The organism is Epibacterium ulvae (genome assembly GCF_900102795.1).
Lineage (GTDB): Bacteria > Pseudomonadota > Alphaproteobacteria > Rhodobacterales > Rhodobacteraceae > Epibacterium > Epibacterium ulvae.
The window spans coordinates 1-23,153 of record NZ_FMWG01000003.1 but is presented as its reverse complement, the minus strand read 5'-3'; the positions used below and the strand labels follow the sequence as shown (position 1 = coordinate 23,153).

The window sequence follows — 23,153 nt, the reverse complement described above, 5'->3', positions numbered from 1 at the left end:
CTGACTTAGGTCTCGAGTTCGACAATCACTTTGATTATCCCGCTGCGATCAGCCGAGAGGCCGGCGAAACGGTCAGGCAAATCCTTCAATCGGAGCACTTCGGAGCACAGAGCATCTGTATCTATTGAACCATCGCGGATGGCACTCATAACCCAATCAAAGTCACCGCTCAACGCATTGCGGCTGCCAATCAAGCGCATTTCGCGTTTGTGGAATTCCGGATCGCTGAAGGTGATATCCTCTTTCACGACGCTTACCAGAACGTAGCTGCCACCGTGTGCTACAAGGCAAAAACCTGCTTCGATCGCACCCTTATGGCCTGTCGCATCAAAGACAGCGTCGTAGCCTTCATTGTCTTCCAAAGCTGTTGCGATATCAGAATAGCAATCCGTCAATCCAAACCGCTCTTTGGCGAGATTCAGCCGCTTTGAATCCAGATCAAGCAGAGAGACCCCTGCCCCTTTTAATCGCGCAAACAGGGCCGCACCTAGGCCGATTGGACCTGCCCCGGTCACAAGGACTTTGTCTTCTGCGGTGACCCCAGACCGTTGAACAGCATGGGCACCAATTGCCAAAAATTCGACCATGGCAGCCTGCTGAGCGCTCAACCCTTCAGCCGCGATCAAGTTCCCACCTGGCACAGACAACCGCGTTGTCAGCCCGCCATCACGATGCACACCAAGCACCTCGATATTTTCACAGCAATTTGGTTTACCTCTACGACATGCATGACATGCGCCGCACGCCAAATAAGGGTTGATCACAACAAGATCACCCTTGCGCCACCCGGCTGTATCTTCAGCAATGCGACCGCTCAATTCGTGACCGATCACACGCGGATACTGCAGGAAAGGATGTTTACCTTCGAAGATATGATAGTCGGTGCCGCACAGGCCAACCGCACAGATATCGACCAGAACCCAGCCATCAGGGGCCGCAACGGGCTCTGGGCGCTGTTGGATTGAAAACTTGCCGGGTTCTTCAATAACGCCAAACGGCGCGCTCATATTATTCATTTGGAAGACTCTTTGTTCGCGCCGCGTGGTTCCCAATCGTCAGGCAGGGTGCCTTTGATGATCAAACTAAGGATGTCGTCTTTATTGACGTCCCCAATGCGGAATGTGCCGACATTTCGGCCTTTGTTCATCACCATCACGCGGTCGCAAAGCTCGAACACATCTTCCATGTCATGGCTGATCAGAAAGATGCCGATACCTTCATTTTTCAGCCGCTTTGTCAGGTCTGCAACCATGGCGGTTTCCGAAGGGCCGAGTGCCGCGGTGGGCTCATCCATGATTAAAATTTTGGCTTGGAAATAGATCGCCCGTGCAATTGCGATTACTTGTCTTTGACCACCGGACAGCCGTGCGACTGGATCGCGTAGGTTTTTGAAATTTGGGTTGAGCTGTCGCAGAGCATCAGTTGCCTCTGCCAGCATGCGTTTTTCATCAAGATTGCCAAATCGCGTTTTGAGTTCGCGCCCCATAAACAAGTTCGCAGGCGCATCAAGGTGATTTGCCAAGGCAAGCGTTTGATAAATCGTCTCGATGCCAAAGCCACGCGCATCTTGAGGAGATTTTAGCGCAGCCTTTTGACCATTCACAAAAATGTCGCCGCGTGTTGGTGTCATCGCACCGGACAACATGCGCATCAAACAGGATTTACCCGCGCCGTTGTGACCAAGCACCCCCATCACTTCGCCTGGGTAGAGATCCGTCGATACGCCTTCGACAGCATGAATTCCTCCAAATTGCTTGTAGATATCCACCATCTGGACCAGCGGTGTATTGGAAGAAGAAACATCCAACATGCGAATTCCTTGTCGGTTCTTATAAGGCAACCTTTGCAGGTCGAAATGAGTGGCGCGCGCAACACGCCACCCTTAAGCGATCAGTACAGAACGTTCTGCGCCTTCGGCTCGTCGATGTTGTCTTGGGTCACCAGAACAACCCCCGTATCGATAAAGCCTTCTACAGACTTGCCAGCCAAGATTTCTGCAACGGCGTTCACGCCCAGCTCACCCATTTGGAAAGACCCCTGAACTGCAGTGGCCACCAAGGTTCCCGATTTCACCATGTCCTGCAGATCGGCATTGCCGTCAAAACCGATGGCTGTGATGGTGCCTGCCTTACCAGACTGCTCCAGCGCACGGCCCATGCCGATGGCTGTAGGTTCGTTTGCGCCGAAGATGCCCACCAAGTCATTGGCGGCCAGAATGTCGGTAGTTTGGTTCAGCGCGGTTGCCATCTGAGACTGCGAGTAGAATGGGCCCACGATCTCGATGTCGGAGTTGCCTTCGATATGTTCGACAAAGCAGCCAACACGGCCGATTTCAGAGCCAACGCCTGCCACGTAGGACATGACTGCGACCTTGCCGGAAGTGCCCGCTTCGTCGATCATCATTGCGGCGGCTTGTTGACCCGCTGCGCAGTTGTCGGTGGACAGGAAGGCTTGGTAATACTGCTCGTTCCCTTCTGCGAGGCCGCTGTCGATGATCGCAACAGGGATACCGGATTCAAACGCGCGTTTTACCACAGGGGCCAGCGCTTCTGGGTCAGACGGTGCCAGAACAATGCCTGCAACGCCACGGTTAACCGCATTCTCAACCAGAGCAACTTGGTCCGCAATTGCGGATTCCGACGCCGGTCCATTGAAGGTCATTGTGTGGCCAGAGTGGTTTTCGATAGCGGCGCTCGCGCCTTTGTTCACGTTTTGCCAGAAGTTGGAGTTCGTGGTTTTCACGATCACCGCGATCTCGCCAGCGCTCGCAATGGTAGCCGCTGCAGCCAGTACCCCCGATACGATCGTTGTCGTCAGTAGTCTCTTCATGGTTTCCTCCCGTTTGAAGATGTTTGGTTCTTAGGTTTTGTTGCGGATCTGATCGATGTAGACGGCGCCAATCACGACCACACCAATGATGATCATTTGAACAAAGGCCGAAGTGCCGGCCATATTCAGGCCGTTACGCAGAACACCAATGATGAAGGCACCGATCATGCTGCCAGAAATGCTGCCTACTCCGCCCATCAAAGACGCACCGCCAATAACTGATGCTGCAATGGCATCGAGTTCGTACATCACACCTTCATTTGGCTGCACAGTCACAAGACGAGACATCAGAACCATGCCAGACAAGCCAGCCAATCCCCCAGACAGCGCGTAGGTCCAGATTTTTGTGCGGTCGACATTCACGCCGGACAGACGCGCAGCCTCTTCGTTGGAGCCAGCGGAGAAGATGTGGCGACCGAACTGACGCTTTTGCAGCAGATACGCCCCAAGAATGGCGATCACGGCAAGCAAGATCACCGGATAAGGGATGCCGGGAAAGATCACCTTTGGAAATCCGTTGGCTTGCATGTCTACGATGCGGAACAATGTACCGTTCCCGAGTTCGCCGAAGGCTTCTCCAAGACGACTGATCGGCGCTGCACCTGTCAGCTGCAAGGCGATACCGCGTGCAATCAACATCATGCCAAGCGTCGCGACAAAGGGTGTGATACGCATCTTGGTGATGACAAATCCATTCACAAACCCACAGGCGGCCCCTGCAAGCACACCGACACCCATTGCAGGCACAACCGGTAGCCCCGCCTTGATGAACAACCCGGCCACAACTCCCGAAAGGGCGAGCACCGACCCGACGCTAAGGTCGATCCCCCCTGTGATGATCACAAGGGTCATCCCAATGGCGAGCAATCCGATAACGGATGTCTGCAACAGGACAGTCAGCCCGTTGTTGACGCTGAAGAACGCCGAACTGGTGAACGAAAAAACGGTAATCAGCAGACAGAGTGTCAGCACCGCTGATAGCTTATGAATCGAAGTGCCAGACGGTAAGAACCGCAACCGGCGGGCCTCTGCTGGGGCAGTCATTGTCACTGTATTCCTCCCTAACCAAATCCAAATTTGGTTTTTAATTATTTTGAACATTTCAACTTCCCCATTACCGGTCAAGTGTTTTTAATTATTTTTGTACAATGCCAAGAGAACCATTATAGCTGAAATGAATTGTTGATAGGCAGGTGACATGGCACGCACAAACATTCGACTGGTTGAAGCATACAACAAGCTCCTAACCATTTGTGATAATGAAGAAATTGGAAGCTCTCTTGCGTCAGAAAATGCCTTGGCGTTGGACCTTGGCGTCAGTCGAACGGTGGTGCGTAGCGCACTGGAGCGCCTGACAAAAGCGGGTATTGTCGCCTTGAATGGACGCCACAAAGCGATCCTACGGCGCTCCAATGAGGACGACAAAATGGAGAGGCCGCCCGCGCCGCAAGGGCTGGATGAACTGGAGAACCGATTCTTTGAGTGGGTTCTGCACATGGATGTTCCCGCCGGTACCGTGTTGAACGTCGCGCAGCTTGCAAAGGAGTTCGGCGTAGCAACTCATACGCTACAAGAATTTCTGTCATCCCTCAGCCGCTACGGCATTGTTGCGCGCCGCCCAAAAGGAGGGTGGCTATTGGAAGGTTTCACAACGTCCTTTGCGCTTGAGCTTTCAGAATTCCGTTCCGTCCTGGAACTCAACGCGGTGCGGCAGCTGATAACACTTCCCAAAGAACACCCGATCTGGGCTCGCCTTCAAACATTGGAAACAGAACACCGGACGCTGTTAACGGAGATCGACGAGAAGTTTCATGACTTCTCTCGGCTGGATCAACGCTTCCACACTGCGATCAACTCCGTGGTTGACAACCGGTTTGTGAAAGAATTTCAGAAGATCATCTCGCTGATTTTCCACTACCATTTTCAATGGAACAAATCAGACGAGCGCATCCGCAACGAAAGCGCGATACATGAACATCTGGCTTATCTGGACGCACTCCGCAGCCGTGATCCGGTCAAAGCAGAGGCCGCCGCAAGAGTTCATCTGGCGACCTCGACACAGACATTGCTGAATTCACTTAGGGCGCATGACCACGCGGACGGGTAATTCAAGTCGTCACGAATTCTAGTGCTGGGCCATCTAAATCCAGAACTGCGGCATCCATATTGCGCTGTAATGAGCTGACCTTTCCGGTGCCCAGCAAGACGGAACACGCAGCGGGGTGAAGGAGCGCAAATTGCACCGAGGCTTCGGCGAGAGAAAGGCCGCTGTTCTGCGCACGTTCTTCGAGCGCCCGAACTTTCTCCAGCACCGCCTCAGATGCGGGCGCGTAGTCGAACCAAGCTCCCGGTTTTGGACCCGTCGCAAGAATGCCGGAATTGAATATTCCACCTAGGACCAAGCTGGTGCCTTGATCCTTGCACTTCGCCAGCAAGTTCTCCTCAGCCTGCCGATCAAGAAGAGTCAATCGGCCTGCGAGCAGAATTACATCAAGCGTTTCCTGCTCCATGACATCTAAGCAGACCTGCGTTTCATTCACACCAAGCCCAATGGCCTGCACCCGTCCGGATTGTTTGAGGTCTTTTAGGGCTTGAAATCCCGACCCCATCAGGTCTTCGAAATGACGATGCCCTTCTTCTGCGCCGTGTGTAATATCTCCGATGTCGTGAACAAAAAGGATTTCGACATTTGAGGTACCGAGCCGTTTACAGCTGCCCTCAAAGCTTTCCATGATGCCGTCAGCGGAGTAGTCGTATCGCACTGCATTCGGCAGAGGGTTCATAAACCCATCAGCCTCCTCAAGCGCAGGGCCCGGAAATAAAACACGCCCCACCTTGGTAGACAGCACAAATTCATCTCTTGGTTTCGTTGACAGATATCTGCCTAAACGTGTTTCGGACAAGCCCCTCCCATAATGAGGCGCTGTGTCAAAATACCGAATACCGGCCCGCCACGCATGCGCCAGCACATCGGTTGTCGCTTGCTCTGACACCACTTGCCCCATATTCCCAATACTTGATGCACCAAAGGACAATGAGGTTACGGATAAATCTGTTTGTCCCACGGGTCTCAATTCCATCTTCATGATGCGTCTCGCGTTTGACGGCCCACGATCCCCGTTAATACCGGTTTGGGGCTACGGTCGTTGTGTTCAATCGCGAAGTCCAACATGGCTTTGATCCGCCGCTCAATCTTCTGATTATGGTTTTGGGCGATATCGGCAATACGATGATCCAGAAATGGGTTTTCAAATCGCTCGAACGTGGTCTGCACATAGTCATCGAACTCTTGCGCAATACCTGCTGCGGAAAACGCGGGCCTCACTTCGAGTTGATAAACCTGCTCAAGATGATGGCGCGTTTTCGGCTCCGCCATCATCTCACGCACCTTCGTGCCCTTGCATCCCCGAGACTGCAGCCAATGATCGGCCAATACAGTATGGCCAAGATTCAAAACAAAGAGCTTCAAAGCTTCGATTTGGGCTAATGAAGGCACCACTTGAACAGATGGATGGCTGCACGGAAGCTTAAGTCCCGGCTGATCTTCGATCGCCCAAAGCGCATAAGGTTCTGCCACCGCACCTGCTGGCCGCAATGGCTGAGAGACAATGCGGTCAACCAGTGAATTGACCCACACAACATCTCTTTGCAAGTAAGTCCGAAACGCATCGGAGTCATTTTGTGCCAGCTCCAAAACGCGATCTCTTAAAACGTGACCGTTGTCGATAATCAGTTCCATCGGCATGATTTGGATACCACACTTTGAGGCGGCGAACCTCGACTGAAGCAACAACTTTAGCTTCGCCGGATAAGACATCGATTGGTCAAACTGACGGCCAGTGTCAGCTTCAGAGGGTTCAAAACCTGTGTCCCCAGTGTTGGACAACACAATTTCTGTCTCGTCTACAAAAACGCGGGTAACTTCTGACCAGTCGATGGCTGTCGATAGAGCCCGCTTGACGCTCGTCACCTGCACGGTTTCTTGCACGGGCTCTCGATCACTGATCCCCTCGATGCGCACGGGAAATCCTTTTTCCAGCGCCTCAAGACGCGCGCGCCTTGCCGGGTCATCCGAACTTTGCACAACAGTGATCGGCCCTGCCTTCTGCCCATTTTCACGAGCTTCTGACACAAATAGATCGGCATGAGCCTGCAAAAAACGACTAGTGCCGAATTGCAAAATTGGGGTCACCACCATCAAGTTTCCTTCCCTGTGTGAAGGTGCTTTACAAAATGGTTTTTAATTATATAAAACCAAATAGCAAGCACGATGTTTGAGGAGACCACTTTGTCATCCACTCAGAAAATTGATGCGCATCAACATTTTTGGCAGATTTCGCGCGGGGATTACGCGTGGATGACTGAAGAGGTGGCAGACATTCGCCACGACACCCTTCCTGCTGACTTGGCGCCCCTCATAAAAGCTCAAGGCATAGATGGCACCATCGTAGTGCAAGCCGCTGATACGGTGTCTGAAACCGAGTTTTTGCTGTCTTTGGCCGAGGCGACACCGTTTATCAAAGGCGTCGTAGGTTGGGTTGACTTGGAAGCAGATACTGTCCTTGAAACGCTATCTCGCCTGTCGCAAAACCCATGGTTTAAAGGCATCCGCCCCATGCTGCAGGACATCGAAGAGACCCGATGGATTGCACGACCAAAAGTTATCGAGGCTTTAGAACAGGTTACTGAAATGGGGCTTAGATTGGATGCCCTCATTACACCTCGCCATCTTGATGTCGTCGCAGAAATTGCGCAAGCGTTGCCAGATCTGCCAATAGTCATCGATCATTGTGCCAAGCCCGAAATTGCGAGCACAAAGGAACCGGGAACCGTCTGGCGCAATGAAATGGCGCGACTGGCAAAATGCCCAAATGTCATGTGCAAAATCTCGGGCCTTGCAAATGAGGCCGGTCCTGATTGGAATGTTGGTCAACTCAAACCTACGGTTGACCACGTGCTTCAGGTCTTTGGACCAACCCGGTTGATGTGGGGCAGCGATTGGCCAGTTCTCAATTTAGCGGGCCACTATGAAGGTTGGCACACAGTTGCTGAACAGCTGCTCAGCCAACTTACACCTGACGAAAAAATTGCCATCTTCGGCGGAACGGCACAGCACTTCTACGGTTTGGAACAACGCTCATGACGTATCGTGTCGCCTGCATCGGTGAACCACTCGCAGAAATTTCAAACGGACCACAAGGCATGCAAATCGCGTTCGGTGGTGACACTTTGAACACGGCAATTTACTTGGCACGTGAGACAACAGATCAAGATATCCAAGTCGATTACGTAACGGTTCTGGGCGAAGACGCCGCCTCTGAAGGGGTCTTGGACCTGATGCAACGCGAAGGCATCTCAACCGAATATGTCCGGCACCACCCCAGTCGCAATATGGGCATATACGCGCTTCAAAACGATGCAAACGGGGAGCGCCGCTTTCACTATTGGCGCGATAGGGCTGCGGCGCGTTTACTTTTTGATCAAGAAGATCGCCTCGAAGCCTTAGCAATCTCATCAGCAAACCTCGTTTATTTGTCGGGTATCACGCTTGCGATCATGTCTGAAGAAGGCCGCGCGCGCCTTTTCAACACTCTAAAATCCAAACGATCCACCAATCGGAAAATCGCTTTCGATTCAAATTTCCGTACCTCACTGTGGGAAGATACAGAAACAGCGCGCCGCTGGGTCAAAGCATTCTGGGAGATTACAGATATCGGCCTTCCGACCATCGAAGATGAGATTGCATTATTTGATGATGTGTCACATCAGGTTCTGATCGAACGCCTCAATCGTATCGGCGTCAAACAAGGCGCACTGAAAATGGGAGCAGCTGGCCCAGTCCCGTTAAGCGGAGTGAGCTACGAGACCCAGTATCCAGCCGCGGACGTTGTTAAAGATACAACCGGCGCAGGGGATAGTTTCAATGGCGGCTTTCTTGCGGCTTATATAAAAGGAGAATCCGAAAGCTCTTGTCTCTCAAGTGCCCACGAAATTGCCCGAGAGGTTATTGGTCACAAAGGCGCTATTTTACCGTTCAATGCACCGAATGAACTTTTACGCGTTGGTAGCACGATCCGCCTAAGACCGGAAAATGCTCAACGTTACATTGAACTACATGCCGATGTCTGGCCGGGTGTACTAGACCGTATAAAAGCATCAAATATCTCTAACTATTCAATTTTCCTTAAAGAACCCGAGCATCTAATGTTTGCATATTTTGAATACACCGGAACAGATTTAGCGACCGACATGGCCGCGATCGCTGCAGATCCTACAACACAGAAATGGTGGGCAGTTTGTGGACCGATGCAAGACCCGTTCGAAACTCGCAAAGACGGCGAGTGGTGGGCCGAAATGAAGCAAGTGTTCAGTATGAAATAGCTGCAAATCCGGAGTTCTTTTAGCGAACGTTAGGTTTTCGTTCGTCGTTCCTAGAAATCTGCGCGAAGATCATGTGTCAAACTTTGCAAGGTCTGCTTTCGCAAGGGATTTTGTGCGGGCAAGCTATGTGATCCACAGAAAGAGGCAACGAACGGTATTGGGCATTGCGATTAAAACCAAAAGGCAAGGCACAAAGAGCGGCAGTTTTAGACCATCTTCAAGAATGACGAGGCGCAGAAAATAGCCAGTCAGAATCGCGATGTGTACGACCAAGAGATAGTCGCGGACCTCAAAATCGAACCCAATCTGAGTGCCGGTCAAGGCAAAAATATCCAAGTCAAAAGAGTGATCCTAGGCCACCGGACACAGGTTCAGGGATATTGTAGTCGCCCAAGAAAGACACTTTGCGGGTTAGAAACGCACCCAGAAAGAAAACGACAACCCCAAGCGCAACGAAAATAAAGGCCGGTATGGCGATTTCGCTCACCGAACCCAGCCTTCATTCAAATATGAGCATTCAAACAGGTGTATCGGCCTCGCTCTGCCTCACATTGAAAAAGATCGAATAGAGTGTTGGCACGATGATGAGCGTCAGGATGGTCGCAAAGCTCAGGCCGCAGATGATGACGATCGCCAACGATGTAAAAAACGGGTCCCATAGTAGTGGCACAACTCCAAGCACCGTGGTCAGAACACCCAGAGAGACTGGTCGCACGCGGCTGACGGCAGCATCCACCACAGCGGACATGCGTGCCTTGCCTGCTTCGATCTGACTGTCCGTTTCGTCAATCAGCACAATGGCGTTCTTGATCAACATGCCAGTCAATGACAGCACACCAAGAATGGCCATGAACTCCAACGGCGTTTGCGTTCCGGCAAGGCCATAGATCACGCCGATGAGCGCCAAAGGTACGACCAGCCAGATGATGATAGTCTGACGCCATGCATTGAAGAGGAACAGGACGACAAAGAACATAGCTCCAAACCCAATGGGCATGGTGGATGCAAGGCCCGCATTCGCTTCCGCACTGTTGCCGAACTCTCCCTTCCATTCAAAGCTGTAGCCCGGTGGTAATGGGATCGCTTCGATCGGTGCCTTTACGGCATCGAACAAATCGCCAGATAGAACGCCTGGTGCATTGTCGGCTTGCGCAGTGATGGTCAGCGCCCGGTCGATGCGTCTCAGGTTTCCGGCCTCGAATACAATATCGAAGCGGTCAACGACTTGGCTGATAGGGATATAGCCGCCGGCTGCAGAACTGAAGACCTGAATATTGCGCATCTCAGCCACGTCGTTTCGCGCAGCCTCCACGGGTCGCATGACCACATTGCGCAACTCATCACCCTCGCGGTAGACACCCAGCGTTGTACCTGTGAGGTGACCATAGATCGCGTTGGATATCTCGCCTTGGGTCAGCCCAAGCCTGCGCGCATTTTCATTGTTGATGACAGGCCGAACGACTTGCAACTGCTCTCGCCAGTCGTCTTTGACCGCAACTGCACCAGCATTTGACATGATGCTTTTAGCTTGTCCAGCAAGGTCCCTCAGGACCTCTGCATCTGGACCAACAAACTGTGCTTCAACTTTCGAACCACCTCCCGGCCCAAGCACAAACTTCCAGACCTTGGCATTAGATTCCAGATAGTTCCCGTCAATGTGAGATTGTAACGTTGTCCGCAGCCCATCGATGGCCGAGAAGTCTTCGACGTCGACAAGAACCTGACCGTAGGCCGCATTGTTGTTCTCGGACTCGTAGATCAGCATGAAGCGCAAATGCCCGCCACCGACGACGGTGTTGGTGCCTGTGACACCTTCAAGCCCTCGCGCGAACTCGGCGATTTCTAGGACGTCACTTTCCGTGCGACTGATATCAGTGCCTTGCGGCAGAAAGTAATCAATCACAAACTGAGCACGTGTTGATGATGGGAAAAACCCGGCAGGCACCGCGCTAAACATCACAATGGCTGAGGCAAACAGCGCCAAAACCAGACCCACAGTAAGCCACCGCACACGAATGGCGAATACGAGGAGGCTACGATACCCGCGCAGCATGATATTCTCTGATTTATCCGTGTTGGCCTTGCCCGCCTTGAGCAGAACCGCGCAGTAATACGGCGTCAACCAGATAGCGATGAGCCACGAGAACAAGAGCGCAATGGCAATTGTCCAAAACAAGCTGCCTGCGTATTCGCCGGTGTTATCCGGCGAGAACCCGATGGGTGAGAAGGCAAGAATACCCACGACCGTACCGCCGAGAAGCGGCCACATTGTTTGTTTGACCACAGCGCGGGAAGCTTCCGATGCATCTTCTCCTCGTTGAACACGTACAAGGGTTCCCTCGACAACGACGATGGCGTTGTCGACCAACATGCCCAGGGCAATGATCAATGCGCCAAGCGAGATGCGCTGCATATCTAGCCCGTAAAGGTACATGCCAAACAGCGTGCCTGCCACAGTGACAAGTAGGATGCCGCCCATAAGGATGCCGGAACGCAAGCCCATGAAGACGAGCAGAGTGCCAACCACAATCGCCAAAGCCACCACGACATTGACCACAAAATCATCGACAGAGGCCTTCACGCTGGAGCCTTGATCCGAGATTGGAGCAACGTCGATACCGATGGGCCGCTCAGCTTCAAGCTCTGCAATGCGCGCATTCACAGCTTCGGCCATGTTCACAACATTGCCGCCCAATGTATTTGATATTCCCAATCCTATCGCTTGCTGTCCGTTACGGTAGAGCAACGACGACGCAGGTTCCTTGAGCCCACGATAGACCGTCGCGATATCACCAAGCCGGAAGGACGTCCTCGTCTGAGCGTTTGTTATGAGCAGCGCCTCGATGGCTTCAATGGACCCCACTGCGGTTTCCGGGCGGACCAACAAACGGGCAGATCCAGCTTTTACCGACCCAGCAGGTGTAACGAGATTTTGCCCCTCTAGCAGTTGTTGAATTTGTGATGATGCAAGGCCCAATTCGGTTAAGCTCGCAGGAGAATACTCAACATAGATCACCTCGTCCTGCACCCCGTTCAAGACGACTTTGGACACCCCATCAACGGTGACCAATTCGCGTTGCAAGTCTTTTGCGTATTCGTACAGGTCTGAAATTGTGAAGCCTTCGCCAGTGATTGCGTAATATTGGGCGTAAACATCTCCGAAGTCGTCATACACTTGGCTCGCCAATGCGTTCGGCGGCAATTGAGACTGCGCGTCCAAAATCTTCGAGCGCATCTGCGAGAACTTTTGGTTCAGTTCAGCGTAGTCTGGCGTCGAGGCAATCGTGAATTCGACCGTTACTGTGCTGAGCCCTGGCGAAGAAACTGAGCGCACCTCTAGGACGCCTTGTAGCTGTTGAAGCGCGTTCTCCACGACTTCGGTGACTTCTTCCACCACTTCTTCAGCTGAAGCACCAGGATAGGGTGTAACTATCTGTGCTTGGCGGATCACAAATTCCGGGTCCTCAAAGCGCGGAAGAACGGTATAGGCGAAGTACCCTGCAAAGAGAATCAAGAGTGTTGCGACATAAGAAATCAGCCGCTTTTCGAGTGCGAAACGAGCGAGGTCCATTGTCTTAGTTCCCGACTTGACGGATGGGACGAACAGTCATGCCGTCAACAATTTGACTGACGCCAGCAGCGATGACGACATCGCCTGCAGACAGACCATCCGTGATCACCACATCTGCGCCACTTGCTTCCCCAAGCTTGACAGTCTGCTCAGAGACAAGGCCGTCACCATTCACAACCCACACAAAAGGGTCACCGTTTGGTTTCGAAGCGATCGACGACAACGGAGCAAATACTTGGGCGCCTGCGCCTTCAGTCGACGCCACTACACTTGCAACCATTCCGGGCAAGATCACCGCATTTTCAGGTACAACGACCGCAACGCGGCCACGATAAGTCTGGGTCGCGCTATCTGCCTGAACAGAAAACTCAACGATTTCCGCTTCAAACTCTTGCCCCGGCAATGCATCGAAGAAAGCCATGTTCGAGATGGTGTCAGGTCCGTTGCGGGTTAGCTGCGTCACATCTGGGCCAGGAATGTCAAAGGCAAGGTGAACAACATCGAGCCCCTGCACAAGCACAATACTCTGACCGGCCTGAACATTCGAAAAATTCTCTATGTCCCGGCGCGCGATGATTCCGTCAAAGGGGGCAACCAAAGTTGTATCTGACAAAGCATCTTGAGCGGCTTTTATCTGAGCATCGATACCACGAATGACAGCTTCCGCCGCTGCGATTTCTTCTGGCCGACCTCCTGATTTCCCGATACGCAATTGTTCTTGCTGAGCTCGAAGATTTGCTTCGGCAACGCGAGACTCTGCCTGTGCGCCTTCCAGTTGAACGCGTGTGGCAACGCCACGATCCAGAAGCGTCTCAGCCCGCACGAGCGCTTCCCGTGCTTGATCCACTTGTGCCTGAGCCGCCTCGACTGCAGCTTCCAATGCGATGATTTCTTCCGCACGGGCACCTGCTTTCAGTGCGTCCAGCTCCGCGCTCGCTTGATCTCGCTGGCTTTGCAACGTGGCGAGTTGATTTTCGTAATCGCGTTTGTCGATTTGGGCAATGACATCTCCCGTCTTGACAGTGGTCGCGGCCCGAACAGGTAAATCAATCACCTGACCAGGCACCTTGAACGTCAGCTCGATCTCCCGTGATGGTAAAACTGATGCCGGATACCGCCTGGAAACCATCGTATCACTGGCTCTGATATCCACAACTTTGGCCGGTCGGATTGTTTGCTCTTGTGCACTGCTCGCCGTTGGAACGACCATGGACGCGATGACTAAGCCCAACATACTGCAAAACGACTTCATAGAAACTGCTCCCCAAACCGGCTCAACTTGCAGTAACACTGCAAGAAATCGTGGACATTTGGAAGTCGCATTGTGAGCAACCTACAACAGATACTCTTTGGCTCAGGCCTTCTCGCCTTAAGCGCAGTGATCCATGTTGTGGCTGTCGCGCTGAGCTTGCCGCTGTTCAAATGGTTGGCTGGCCTCATTCCGGATGATAGGCACCCTCTTCGCCGGGGCATTGTGTTCTTACTCCTGACGCTGGGCGTTATCCTCGCAGCACATACGGTTCAAATCTGGACTTGGGCAGCTGTGTTTTTACTGATTGCTGATCTTCCAGACTTTGGCACAAGCTTTTACTTCGCGACCGTCACTTATACGACGTTGGGATATGGGGATATTGTCTTAGGTGAAGGCTCTCGCATCGTAGCAACGTTCTGCGCGATCACTGGTTTGCTGACGTTTGGCATCAGCACCGCATTTTTGATCGGCGTATTGTCAAAAGTCCTACCAGAAAAATTTGGTGATCACTGAAAATGTGCTGCCAACGGCAGCGGTTAAGAGCGTGCGGTCATTCATAAGAAGAGCCCCAACGTCCGCAATGTCTGCAGCCTGTGAATTGCGATCGAAGTTATCGCTGCGCGAGGAACCAATGGCCGCGATCTCTGCCGTGTTGTACCGAGAATCAGCAGCGATTTTCGTGCTGAGTGCACACGCAGCGAGAAAATCGAATTCACGGACTAAGCCCAGATTCAGATTTCGCCGCGCAGGGGACGAAGGTCCGCAGTCCGGAAAAGTGCCAAACTTTGCTATCATTACAGCATAACAGTGCCGACTACGATCTGCATCAAATCAAGCAACCCGTAAGGCACTGATTTTGATTTAAAAATTTTTAAAATTTCAGGCCGCACATCATATAATTGCCAATTTATGGCATAAACGGTACCTATAGCGGTCAATTCCAATCGGTTTTGGAGCGCTAAACCAAACGGCAATTTCGCTGTGGCCTGAACGTAAAACTTGGTTGCGGACGAATTGGACACGTGCACACTCGGCTTTTGCTGACGCAGCAATTGTTCGCGCACGCGGCGGTGAGACATCAGACCGGCCATTGACGAATTTGCTCTAGCCTCGATTTGAGATCGTACTTTCGCCGCGCCCTTTTCAACAACTCAGGCGCGGACAAAGCTGCCCTTCATAATTAGACTATAAATGACTGCAGTTATGCCTAAACAGACACTGAGGCCACTGTCATTCCAAATCAAAACGTTCCTGTCAGCTTCAAGAATGAGTTCATCAAACGGACAGTGGTTGATGGTGTCTATGCGACCTCAAAAACAATGCGTTATTCCGCAATGAAATGAGGTACGAAACGTGAAAGATCCTGTGTGATCAACGCTTTGTCCTCCCGGATGCAAATTCCGCAGGCAACGTCTCCGACAATCCATGATCCTATCATCGCGTGATCGTCTTCGAACGTTGCCGCCGGGGTGTAAGCCTGGACAATCCGACCTTCGGCCCCGTAGTGCCCACCCGTGGTCACGTCGCCATCTGAAATTCCACGCAGGCTGATATTTGCCCCCTCGCGGCTGAAGAAAGGCTTCACCACATGGGGGGCTTCCAGAGCGACGGTCGGGGCGTCCTCTTCGAACCAACTGGGCAACAGGTTCGGGTGCCCGGGAAACATGTCCCACAAAAGCGGCAAACACGCTTTGTTGGACAAAATCGCTTTCCAGGGGGGCTCAAGAAACTGCATCTCTGCGGTCGGTAGGTGAACGGCAAAACGTTCCCGCAGCATGTCCTCCCAAGGGTACAGTTTGAAAAGAGATTGGATCAGCACATTGTTAGTGTCGGCAAATTGCCCTTTGCCATCGACACCGATGTCTTCGACCGCGACAAAGTGAGGGTGCAAATCGGCCTGCTGAGCGCAGTCCTGAAGATATTGTACGGTGGCGCGCTCTTCATCGTTGCCTTTGACGCACGCAAAATGCAGGTCGCAACCGGGCGAAAATAGGGCCTGAAAGCGTGCAATCAACTGGTCCTGTACGGCGTTGAACTGATCTGCGTCTGCGGGCAGAACACCGGCCTGAATTTGCTGCTCTAGCCACAGCCACTGGAAGAACCCGGTTTCGTAAAGGGCCGTGGGTGTATCAGCATTGAACTCTAGCATTTTTGCCGGGCCGGTGCCATCGTAGTGAAAGTCAAACCGGCCATAAAGCGACGGATCTCCGCGACGCCAACTTTCTGTAATCCAGTCGTGATAGGCTTCGGGAATGGACATGCGAGACATAAGCGCAGGATCCGCAACAACATGCCCAACGAGCTCCAGGCACATCTTCCATAGGGCTTCGCTTGGATCTTCTAAGTTGTCCTCGATCTCTCTGAGGGTGAACGCATAGGCTCGGCTTTCATCCCAATAGGGGGCACCATACATGCTATGAAAGCCGAAGCCCAAGGCTTCGGCCTGCTGTTTCCAGTCCGGCCGCTCCGGCAGAAAGATACGTTTCATACGGACGGGTCAGAGTTTGGACAAAATGGCTTGCACATCATTCCGGTTGGGGTTTTCCAGCGCCTTGATCTTGTCTTCTAGGTCGCTGCCGTCCAGCTGACGGGTCTCTTCGTCTGCGGCTTGCAGCATGGCCTGCTGATGCGCCTGACGTTGTTCTAGCCGTTCGAGGCTGTCCATGGCGTTGGCGAGCTTTGTGTCAGAACTGTTGGTATTGATCGAAGAGGCCTTCTGCGCGGCAATCAGTGCCTCGTTTGCCTTAGCCGTTTCGATTTTCCGCTGCAGGGTCTCAACCCGCGTCTGCGATTGGCGCAGGGCCTGATCCATCCCGTCCTCGGTCTGACGATACTGGTCCGCAAGCGCTTGTTCGCTTTCGGCTTTGTCACGCAGTTTCAGAACGCTTTCGATGATTTCAACCGCGAGGGCTTCGTCGCCCTGCCCCTTGGCCTTACGGGCTGCCTCGGTGCGGCGCTCGATCTCGGACATCAGCTCCGCCACGGATTTTTCCTTCAGAACCCGGTTTGCCGACATGCGGGATTTTTCGTCACGGGCCTTGGAAATGGCCTGCTTTGCTTCGCGCATTTCCTGATCGAGAATGGTCATCAGATTTGAGTCCACTGCGGCCTCGGCAGCAGAGTTTGCTTTGCCTTTGAAGGCGGTGACCAGTTTGCTCCAGACACTCATTGTGCATCTCCCGATAAGGATTTGGGGCCGAGTTCACGCGCCAGTTCCAGCGCGTTTTGGGCAAGTGTGGTTATTTCGGTGAGAATATCATCAAGGCTGCTGCCTTGGGCGATGCTGCCAAACAGCTCGTAATATTCACGGCCGTCAATAGTGTCGACGGACAGTGCCGATAGGGGCAGCAGAACCTTGTGAGAGCACAGCATCATGGCTTCAAACGCTTCCGAGTCATCCTGCATGTCGCGGGGCCACAGGATCGCAGCGGACAGGATCTGCCCGGAGCCAATGGACACATGGATCGGGAAATCCCCTTCGGCCTCAACGGTGGCCACAAGAACATCCGGGGCTGTTTCTGATCGGGTGCATTCAAAGCCGTCGGCCGCCTGAAGCGCGCCCATCAGCGAGTCGACTGTCCAAGTCTGCGTCATATTATCCTCTTGTCTCCATATTCGTCGGCCCAAACGGCTGGCTCAAATGCGCGTGGCAATATGCCAGAACAGCTAGCCACACTACGCGTCCAATTCAAGTGTTGAAACGGCAATCCCCTTATGGCAAGTTCGTCGAAAACCAGTCTTTTTCCAGGCTGTTAGATTATTTGGAAGTGCATTTTGCCGGTATTGTCTAGGCTGTTTTTCAAACTCTACCACGAGCTGCTTGAGCTGAGCGTTTGGATATTGGTGCTCCTGTGCTTGGCCTTTTTTACTTTGTCGTGGGGGTTCTTCTGGCTGGCTGGGGAAACAGCCTTGACAGCTAATTTCGTGACCTATGTCTATTTCGCGGCGACCACCGCGTCGACGGTGGGGTACGGGGATTTCTCGCCGCAGACAAACGCAGGCAAACTGGTTGCGGCTTTCTGGTTCTTTCCTGGAGCCTTGTTGATTTTCTCGGCAGCGCTTGGACGACTGGCCGGGTCGATGATCGAAAGGATTAGGCGCATGGCCGACGGGCATGGCAACTATGAACGGATGATCGGTGCGACTGTCATAGTCGGCTATCATCGCGAACAAACACCGCTGATGGTCGAAAACCTCGTGGCCGGCGACGATGGGGACGACAAAATCGTTCTGCTGACCAAGGTGGCGGACGCAGATGTGCCGGAAGGGGTCTATCTGGTGAAATCGGACCGGCTGGATGCGCTCGCACCGCTGAAACGTGCCGGGATCCCCAAGGCACAGAAGGCACTTGTGTGCGCAGGCAGCGACGCAGAAACATTTAACACCTGCCTTGCCATTCGCGAGTTAAACGAAAGCGTCCATGTAGCGGCATTTTTTGAAGACCGGGACACGGCACACCGTGCGGCGCGGATTGCGGGCGTGGAAACCGTGGTCGCAAACACCAGCGAGGCGCTGGTGCGTGCCGCGCAAGATCCCGGAGCCGGGCAGATCCTGATGGCCCTCTCCGCCGCCAATGTTGGGGTGACTATCTATTCGGCACAAACCCAGAACCCGCTGGAGGTTGCGACCTTGCAGCAGGCGCTGACGACGCTAGATGCAACCCTCATTGCGGTCTCGCAACCCGATGAAAGCGACTATTCTTTCTGCCCCTATCCCGAACTTCTGCGGGCGGGTGGCGCGTTTTATTACCTTTCCAAAGCCCGGATGACGGCCAAGGTGATACAGACAGCCGCAGGAGGTGGAGATGTTTCGATCGTGGCTTAAACGCGACAAAGCCCCCGCCACCCCCGAGGTTCTGGGCCTGACCATTGGCCGTGTGATCCGGTTGGACACAATGGAATTTCGCCTGCTTCCCGATGACAGTCTGTTTGTCGGTCCTGAGACGGATCTGATGGTGACCGCGCAAGGCGCCTGTGATCTGGGCGAGCAGTCTTTCCTGCACCGGTTTTACCCGGATGACGACCGGTTTCTGCTGCAGGTGCAAGGCGGCGACGGTCATGCCGATACCCGCGTGGACGAGTTGATGCTGTGGTATTTTCATGACGTTCAATACCCAACCAGTGATAAAGCTTGGAAAGATCACCTGAGCCGCCTACGCCAGCCGCAGTACCCCTTGCACACAGATACCGGCACTGTTGAATTTGAACGCGCATGGTTCAACGACAGCCCTGCCGCCCAGGCTCCTGTGACCTATTGGGAAGATGTGCGCGAGGCCCGTGATCAATCCGACCCGACCCGTATTTTCCAATCCGCCATGCTGTTTGCGCGCATCGCATCTGATGGGCGTGACGACATGCTGTTAGTCAATATGGAAGAGCCCGAAAATGGTGAGCGTGCCGTTTCTTTCATGATTGGCCGCAGCCTGCCGCAACACAGTCTGTTGACCTGACACCTCTTCGCAAGGCCCAAAGGAGCTTTGATTTCCAATGACCGACCTTCTTTATTATCTTTCTGGTGTGGTGCCTTTCCTGATCTACTTTGGGACGAGCATCGTCATGCTGCTGGTGTTCATGTGGCTTTATATGCGCATGACACCGGTCGATGAGGTGACCCAGATCCGCGAAAACAATGTCGCGGCCTCGCTGGTGTTCAGCGCGGCTTTTGTCGGCTTTGCATTGCCCTTGGCCAGTGCCACGGCAAACTCCGTCAGTTTTATCGATTTTCTGTTGTGGGGCGCTATTGCAGGTATTGCTCAGCTTCTTGTGTATCAAATCTTCCGTCGCTTCTATCCGCTGGTTGCCGAACGCATCTCACGCGGCGAAATGGCTGTCAGCACCAAACTGGCGGGTTTGTCTATCACTGTAGGGCTGCTTAATGCAGCTTGCATGACTTATTGAGGAGGCTGACATGAAACGTTCAAAATCGGTCACTCTGGTCGCCATGGCAGGGGCTGCGGTGAGCCTCAGCGCCTGTGATCCCGCGCCGGACAGCGAAGGGGAAGTGTACACATCCGAGGCCCAATGTATTCAAGGTGATTTTGTCCCTGACGCGGATTGCGCCCCGCTTTTTACCAAGGGCGAGGAAATTCACAAAAGCACCGCGCCCCGGTACGCCACGCGAAACCTATGCGAAGATCAACACGGTTTTGGGCAATGTGAAAGCGACCTGAACTATGCCTCGCCGCGCCCCTATGGTTACCTGATTGCAGGATCCTTGGCGAACATGGCGCTTAGCGACGCCGTGCGCCCGGTTTATTCTGATAGGAAACGTCGTAGTTACTATATGACCGGTGGCAGTTACATCCATTTCGGTTCTGGGAGATCGGTGAGATACAGTTCGTCTGAGCGCAAGAAATTCAATGCAGATGCGCCCCGCGCCGTACCAAAGATTCAGACGCGCACCACAGTAGCTTCACGAAACGGATTTGGCAGCAGATCAGGTTCGTTCGGGAGTTGATTGGCTTTGTTTTTGCAAAGCGACTTTAGAGCTGTTTTCTCGCTTTAGATCCAAATTTTTCTACTTTAGCGATCAACACCGCTCCGCGATGTACGCTTTCCGGAAATTACGGTCGCTCGCTCGCCTTGCAGCATCAGTCAATTTGGGCTCACACTCAACTTTCGCCGTCTAAATCCTAAACATTCGTTCATTCGCATCGAACGGCCGCACCTCGCGAGAGACGCTGTAAATTCATGTTGTTGATGAGAATGGCGAATGGCCGGTCTCACTCACCCCGCTGGACCGGCAGTACAACGCGAGCATTCGGCTGCAAAGAGCCCAATCTACAAAATGCTTCGGGTGACCTGAAGGACCGAACCTGAAGACATTGTAGACATACTTCCTTTGATTTGGTCACGCGCCTGCCAACCGAAAAGTCCTTAGACGAATTCTTTCGTAGGGCCGAAGCTTTGATTTAAAACTATTCAGTGATGCCGTTTCAGAGCTATTTATGTTGTAAAATTTATACCCATTTTCATGCATCAACCTTGCTTCATTCCGGGACATGTACTCAGAACATCCAACCCAGTCACGATCTAAGCACATGGCGCTCCCGTTGGCTGTCCGGCTATGTTCTGTCATCTCAGATGCACTAAATCCGATAGCTCGCCCCTCTGAAAAGTAAAGCCTGGACCTGTCGCGGTTTGATGCCGCTCCTTTGATAGCATTTATTGCAGCAAAGGAGACGAACTATGGGAACGAAACGGACGGACGAATTCCGCGCTGATGCGGTGCGGATTGCACTGACCAGCGGTCTGACACGCAAGCAAGTTGCATCGGATTTGGGTGTAGGCTTATCGACGCTGAACAAATGGGTTACGGCTCATCGCCATACGGATGTGGTTTCGGACAAGGACCTTGTCCTTGCCCGTGAGAATGAACGGCTTCGTCGTGAGAACCGTATTCGCAAGGAGGAGAGGGACATCCTAAAAAAGGCCACAGCCTTCTTCGCGCGCCAAAGACAGCGGGCCGACATGGTTGTTCTAGCCCACATCAAGGAGCAATCCCGGCTCAGCTTGGGCAGCTATGGCCGTCCCAGAATGACCGAAGAGCTGAAGGAGCTTGGCCTGAACGTCGGCCACCGTCGGGCGGGGCGTTTGATGCGGGAAAATGGAATACGGGTTGAGAGATCGAAGAAATACAAGGTAACGACCGACAGCAACCACGCCTTCAACATCGCGCCGAGCCTGTTGAACCAGGACTTCCGTTCGGATCAGCCGAACCAGAAGTGGGCCGGTGACATAAGCTATGTGTGGACCCGAGAAGGATGGCTCTACCTTGCCGTGATCCTTGACCTGCATTCCGCGGCGGGTGATCGGCTGGGCCGTGAGCAATCGCATGAAACGCGACCTGGCGATCCGTGCGTTGAAGATGGCGGTCGCGTTGCGACAGCCGCCCAAGGGCTGCATCCATCATACGGATCGTGGAAGCCAATACTGCTCCCATGATTATCTCAAACTCCTGCGCCAGCACGGCTTCAGGGTATCGATGCGCGGCAAGGGAAATTGTTATGACAACTCTGCCGTCGAGACGTTCTTCAAAACGATCAAGGCCGAACTGATCTGGAGGCAGTCCTGGCCAACGCGACGGGCAGCGGAGATGGCAATCTTCAACTACATAAACGGGTTCTAAAATCCACGCCGGCACCACTCAGCATTGGGATGGAGAAGCCCAGTCGCTTTCGAGAAGAAAGTCGCCTAAACGAGCACTTGGGGCGACACTAAAACGCAACAGGTCCAGCCTCGTTACCGGCTCAATGTAGGCGGTCTTAGCGCCGACCGCTGCAATCCAATCGCGGACGGCCTGAGCAATGAAGCCAGCTTGTGCGCCATTGGTCCGAGCGACAATAGCGAGCGGGCCGTTGTCCGACCGACTGAAAGCAGGAACGCCGCGCAAGATAAACAAGTCCGTCAGCGCATCGATAACCTCTGTCGAGTTCAGCTGCCGTTTCACCCGGATCGACCCGTTGCCCGGCAGGCGATTTGGCAAAGCCAAATCTGCCGAGAGAGGGGCATTCCCGGCTGTGTTCATCCAAGATATTGAGCGTTCGGAACGCTTTCCCGTCATCGGTTCGATGATGCATCGAGCCATTGATAGCGCCGTTGGCTCGAGCGACAATGGCGAGGGTCACACGACCATACATGGTTGCGGTACTCCGGTCGCAAACGAACACACGAGCCATCGTTGAGCCAGAGCCTCCCTTTCTTCGGCTGCTTCATTGGCACTTTGAGCCCTTCACGCCGCCACAGACGTTCGACACGCTTGTCGTTCACAAGCCATCCGGCGTCTCTGAGCAAAGCTGGCATACGGCGGTAGCCATACCGACCATACTGGCGAGCCAGTTCGATCATATCAGCCACTAGACGCCCCTCGTCAGCACGGCCAACCGGCACGACGTTATGTGGACCGGTGCTGTCCCAGAACACGACAGGCTCGCCGCTCCGATACCCTGAACTGGCTACAAACATGCTCGATACAGGCACGACGACGCGAAGGGCTCAGTCGTTTTCCCGTGCAGCTTCCGAAAGAATGAGCTTGTCCAGCGTCAGGTCCGACACGGCTCGACGCAGCCGATCATTCTCTTTCTGAAGCCCCTTTAGTTCCTTCAGTTGCTTGGTTCCCATA

The 23,153-nt window shown here is 53.4% G+C and carries 22 protein-coding genes and 2 pseudogenes; 9 read left to right on the top strand and 15 right to left on the bottom strand.

The window, feature by feature from the left end:
- Nucleotides 1-5: 5 nt before the first annotated feature.
- The 4 genes from BLP79_RS05100 to BLP79_RS05085 all read right to left on the bottom strand — a co-directional run bounded on the left by BLP79_RS05100 (nt 6) and on the right by BLP79_RS05085 (nt 3,873).
- On the bottom strand, nt 6-1,016 hold the full coding sequence (locus BLP79_RS05100; RefSeq protein WP_090217004.1) for a zinc-binding alcohol dehydrogenase family protein: 1,011 nt from the start codon (nt 1,014-1,016) through the stop codon (nt 6-8).
- Complete coding sequence (locus tag BLP79_RS05095) at nt 1,013-1,810, bottom strand: ATP-binding cassette domain-containing protein (protein ID WP_090217002.1); 798 nt, start codon at nt 1,808-1,810, stop codon at nt 1,013-1,015. Before BLP79_RS05095 ends, BLP79_RS05100 begins: the two co-directional genes overlap by 4 nt.
- 80 nt (nt 1,811-1,890) lie before the next feature.
- Nucleotides 1,891-2,829 carry an ABC transporter substrate-binding protein gene (locus BLP79_RS05090; protein ID WP_090217000.1) on the bottom strand — a complete coding sequence of 313 codons (939 nt, stop codon included), beginning with the start codon at nt 2,827-2,829 and terminating at the stop codon, nt 1,891-1,893.
- Nucleotides 2,830-2,859: 30 nt separating this feature from the next.
- A complete protein-coding gene (locus tag BLP79_RS05085) occupies nt 2,860-3,873 on the bottom strand; it encodes an ABC transporter permease (RefSeq protein ID WP_090216999.1) in 1,014 nt (337 codons plus the stop codon).
- Nucleotides 3,874-4,027: 154 nt separating this feature from the next.
- On the opposite strand from BLP79_RS05085, the gene BLP79_RS05080 reads away from it, so the two are divergent.
- Nucleotides 4,028-4,936: a GntR family transcriptional regulator gene (locus BLP79_RS05080; protein WP_090216997.1), complete on the top strand. Its 909-nt coding sequence runs from the start codon at nt 4,028-4,030 to the stop codon at nt 4,934-4,936.
- A gap of 1 nt (nt 4,937) precedes the next feature.
- Here the strand turns inward: BLP79_RS05080 and BLP79_RS05075 are convergent, their stop codons facing one another.
- Both BLP79_RS05075 and BLP79_RS05070 read right to left on the bottom strand, forming a co-directional pair.
- Nucleotides 4,938-5,894 (bottom strand): aldo/keto reductase, encoded by a 957-nt coding sequence (locus BLP79_RS05075; protein WP_232716218.1) that lies wholly within the window; start codon nt 5,892-5,894, stop codon nt 4,938-4,940.
- A gap of 17 nt (nt 5,895-5,911) precedes the next feature.
- A complete protein-coding gene (locus BLP79_RS05070) occupies nt 5,912-7,027 on the bottom strand; it encodes a mannitol dehydrogenase family protein (protein WP_090216996.1) in 1,116 nt (371 codons plus the stop codon).
- Nucleotides 7,028-7,099: 72 nt separating this feature from the next.
- Between BLP79_RS05070 and BLP79_RS05065 the strand changes: the two genes are divergently transcribed.
- Together BLP79_RS05065 and BLP79_RS05060 are read left to right on the top strand one after the other, a co-directional pair.
- Nucleotides 7,100-7,972: an amidohydrolase family protein gene (locus BLP79_RS05065; RefSeq protein WP_090216994.1), complete on the top strand. Its 873-nt coding sequence runs from the start codon at nt 7,100-7,102 to the stop codon at nt 7,970-7,972.
- Nucleotides 7,969-9,210 (top strand): PfkB family carbohydrate kinase, encoded by a 1,242-nt coding sequence (locus BLP79_RS05060; protein WP_090216992.1) that lies wholly within the window; start codon nt 7,969-7,971, stop codon nt 9,208-9,210. Before BLP79_RS05065 ends, BLP79_RS05060 begins: the two co-directional genes overlap by 4 nt.
- Nucleotides 9,211-9,333: 123 nt before the next feature.
- Here BLP79_RS05060 and BLP79_RS05055 read toward each other — a convergent pair whose 3' ends face one another.
- Genes BLP79_RS05055 through BLP79_RS05045 form a run of 4 tightly spaced genes read right to left on the bottom strand, consistent with a single transcriptional unit; the run spans nt 9,334 to nt 14,033 of the window.
- Nucleotides 9,334-9,546, bottom strand: a complete 213-nt coding sequence (locus BLP79_RS05055) for a sodium/glutamate symporter (RefSeq protein ID WP_090216990.1) — start codon at nt 9,544-9,546, stop codon at nt 9,334-9,336.
- 1 nt (nt 9,547) lies between these two features.
- Complete coding sequence (locus tag BLP79_RS19465) at nt 9,548-9,697, bottom strand: sodium/glutamate symporter (protein ID WP_198511970.1); 150 nt, start codon at nt 9,695-9,697, stop codon at nt 9,548-9,550.
- Between the two features lie 30 nt (nt 9,698-9,727).
- The gene (locus BLP79_RS05050) at nt 9,728-12,781 is read right to left on the bottom strand and encodes an efflux RND transporter permease subunit (RefSeq protein ID WP_090216989.1); all 3,054 of its coding nucleotides are present in this window, start codon (nt 12,779-12,781) and stop codon (nt 9,728-9,730) included.
- 4 nt (nt 12,782-12,785) lie between these two features.
- Entirely contained in the window at nt 12,786-14,033 is a 1,248-nt protein-coding gene (locus BLP79_RS05045) for an efflux RND transporter periplasmic adaptor subunit (protein WP_090216987.1), read from the bottom strand.
- A 72-nt stretch (nt 14,034-14,105) separates the two neighbouring features.
- On the opposite strand from BLP79_RS05045, the gene BLP79_RS05040 reads away from it, so the two are divergent.
- The gene (locus BLP79_RS05040; RefSeq protein ID WP_157843947.1) at nt 14,106-14,546 is read left to right on the top strand and encodes a potassium channel family protein; all 441 of its coding nucleotides are present in this window, start codon (nt 14,106-14,108) and stop codon (nt 14,544-14,546) included.
- A gap of 281 nt (nt 14,547-14,827) precedes the next feature.
- On the opposite strand, the gene BLP79_RS05030 is transcribed toward BLP79_RS05040, so the two are convergent.
- From BLP79_RS05030 to BLP79_RS05015, 4 genes are all read right to left on the bottom strand, one after another.
- Nucleotides 14,828-15,124: a hypothetical protein gene (locus BLP79_RS05030; protein WP_090216982.1), complete on the bottom strand. Its 297-nt coding sequence runs from the start codon at nt 15,122-15,124 to the stop codon at nt 14,828-14,830.
- A gap of 233 nt (nt 15,125-15,357) precedes the next feature.
- On the bottom strand, nt 15,358-16,521 hold the full coding sequence (locus tag BLP79_RS05025) for a glutathionylspermidine synthase family protein (RefSeq protein ID WP_090216981.1): 1,164 nt from the start codon (nt 16,519-16,521) through the stop codon (nt 15,358-15,360).
- A 9-nt stretch (nt 16,522-16,530) separates the two neighbouring features.
- Nucleotides 16,531-17,202: a PspA/IM30 family protein gene (locus BLP79_RS05020; RefSeq protein ID WP_090216979.1), complete on the bottom strand. Its 672-nt coding sequence runs from the start codon at nt 17,200-17,202 to the stop codon at nt 16,531-16,533.
- Nucleotides 17,199-17,627, bottom strand: a complete 429-nt coding sequence (locus BLP79_RS05015; RefSeq protein WP_090216977.1) for a DUF2170 family protein — start codon at nt 17,625-17,627, stop codon at nt 17,199-17,201. The genes BLP79_RS05020 and BLP79_RS05015 overlap by 4 nt, the downstream gene beginning before the upstream one ends.
- Nucleotides 17,628-17,807: 180 nt before the next feature.
- Here BLP79_RS05015 and BLP79_RS05010 point away from each other — a divergent pair, with 180 nt between their 5' ends.
- From BLP79_RS05010 to BLP79_RS04990, 5 genes and pseudogenes are all read left to right on the top strand, one after another.
- The gene (locus BLP79_RS05010) at nt 17,808-18,857 is read left to right on the top strand and encodes a potassium channel family protein (protein ID WP_090216975.1); all 1,050 of its coding nucleotides are present in this window, start codon (nt 17,808-17,810) and stop codon (nt 18,855-18,857) included.
- The gene (locus BLP79_RS05005) at nt 18,838-19,482 is read left to right on the top strand and encodes a DUF2491 family protein (RefSeq protein ID WP_090216973.1); all 645 of its coding nucleotides are present in this window, start codon (nt 18,838-18,840) and stop codon (nt 19,480-19,482) included. Before BLP79_RS05010 ends, BLP79_RS05005 begins: the two co-directional genes overlap by 20 nt.
- 37 nt (nt 19,483-19,519) lie before the next feature.
- On the top strand, nt 19,520-19,930 hold the full coding sequence (locus tag BLP79_RS05000) for a DUF350 domain-containing protein (RefSeq protein ID WP_090216972.1): 411 nt from the start codon (nt 19,520-19,522) through the stop codon (nt 19,928-19,930).
- A gap of 10 nt (nt 19,931-19,940) precedes the next feature.
- Nucleotides 19,941-20,489, top strand: coding sequence for a DUF1190 domain-containing protein (locus tag BLP79_RS04995; RefSeq protein ID WP_090216970.1), 549 nt, complete (start codon nt 19,941-19,943; stop codon nt 20,487-20,489).
- A gap of 731 nt (nt 20,490-21,220) precedes the next feature.
- Nucleotides 21,221-22,229 (top strand): annotated as a pseudogene (locus BLP79_RS04990) (IS3 family transposase).
- A 48-nt stretch (nt 22,230-22,277) separates the two neighbouring features.
- On the opposite strand, the pseudogene BLP79_RS04985 reads toward BLP79_RS04990, so the two are convergent.
- Nucleotides 22,278-23,153, bottom strand: a pseudogene (locus BLP79_RS04985) (IS3 family transposase); the annotation flags it as partial.

Coding starts and splice junctions, on each gene's coding strand:
- BLP79_RS05060 (WP_090216992.1), top strand. CDS start 7,969: ATGACGTATCGTGTCGCCTGCATCGGTGAACCACTCGCAGAAATTTCA.
- BLP79_RS05085 (WP_090216999.1), bottom strand. CDS start 3,873: ATGACTGCCCCAGCAGAGGCCCGCCGGTTGCGGTTCTTACCGTCTGGC.
- BLP79_RS05000 (WP_090216972.1), top strand. CDS start 19,520: ATGACCGACCTTCTTTATTATCTTTCTGGTGTGGTGCCTTTCCTGATC.
- BLP79_RS05070 (WP_090216996.1), bottom strand. CDS start 7,027: ATGGTGGTGACCCCAATTTTGCAATTCGGCACTAGTCGTTTTTTGCAG.
- BLP79_RS05025 (WP_090216981.1), bottom strand. CDS start 16,521: ATGAAACGTATCTTTCTGCCGGAGCGGCCGGACTGGAAACAGCAGGCC.
- BLP79_RS05100 (WP_090217004.1), bottom strand. CDS start 1,016: ATGAATAATATGAGCGCGCCGTTTGGCGTTATTGAAGAACCCGGCAAG.
- BLP79_RS05095 (WP_090217002.1), bottom strand. CDS start 1,810: ATGTTGGATGTTTCTTCTTCCAATACACCGCTGGTCCAGATGGTGGAT.
- BLP79_RS05045 (WP_090216987.1), bottom strand. CDS start 14,033: ATGAAGTCGTTTTGCAGTATGTTGGGCTTAGTCATCGCGTCCATGGTC.
- BLP79_RS05050 (WP_090216989.1), bottom strand. CDS start 12,781: ATGGACCTCGCTCGTTTCGCACTCGAAAAGCGGCTGATTTCTTATGTC.
- BLP79_RS05080 (WP_090216997.1), top strand. CDS start 4,028: ATGGCACGCACAAACATTCGACTGGTTGAAGCATACAACAAGCTCCTA.
- BLP79_RS05090 (WP_090217000.1), bottom strand. CDS start 2,829: ATGAAGAGACTACTGACGACAACGATCGTATCGGGGGTACTGGCTGCA.
- BLP79_RS05005 (WP_090216973.1), top strand. CDS start 18,838: ATGTTTCGATCGTGGCTTAAACGCGACAAAGCCCCCGCCACCCCCGAG.
- BLP79_RS05015 (WP_090216977.1), bottom strand. CDS start 17,627: ATGACGCAGACTTGGACAGTCGACTCGCTGATGGGCGCGCTTCAGGCG.
- BLP79_RS05065 (WP_090216994.1), top strand. CDS start 7,100: ATGTTTGAGGAGACCACTTTGTCATCCACTCAGAAAATTGATGCGCAT.
- BLP79_RS04995 (WP_090216970.1), top strand. CDS start 19,941: ATGAAACGTTCAAAATCGGTCACTCTGGTCGCCATGGCAGGGGCTGCG.
- BLP79_RS05020 (WP_090216979.1), bottom strand. CDS start 17,202: ATGAGTGTCTGGAGCAAACTGGTCACCGCCTTCAAAGGCAAAGCAAAC.
- BLP79_RS05030 (WP_090216982.1), bottom strand. CDS start 15,124: ATGGCCGGTCTGATGTCTCACCGCCGCGTGCGCGAACAATTGCTGCGT.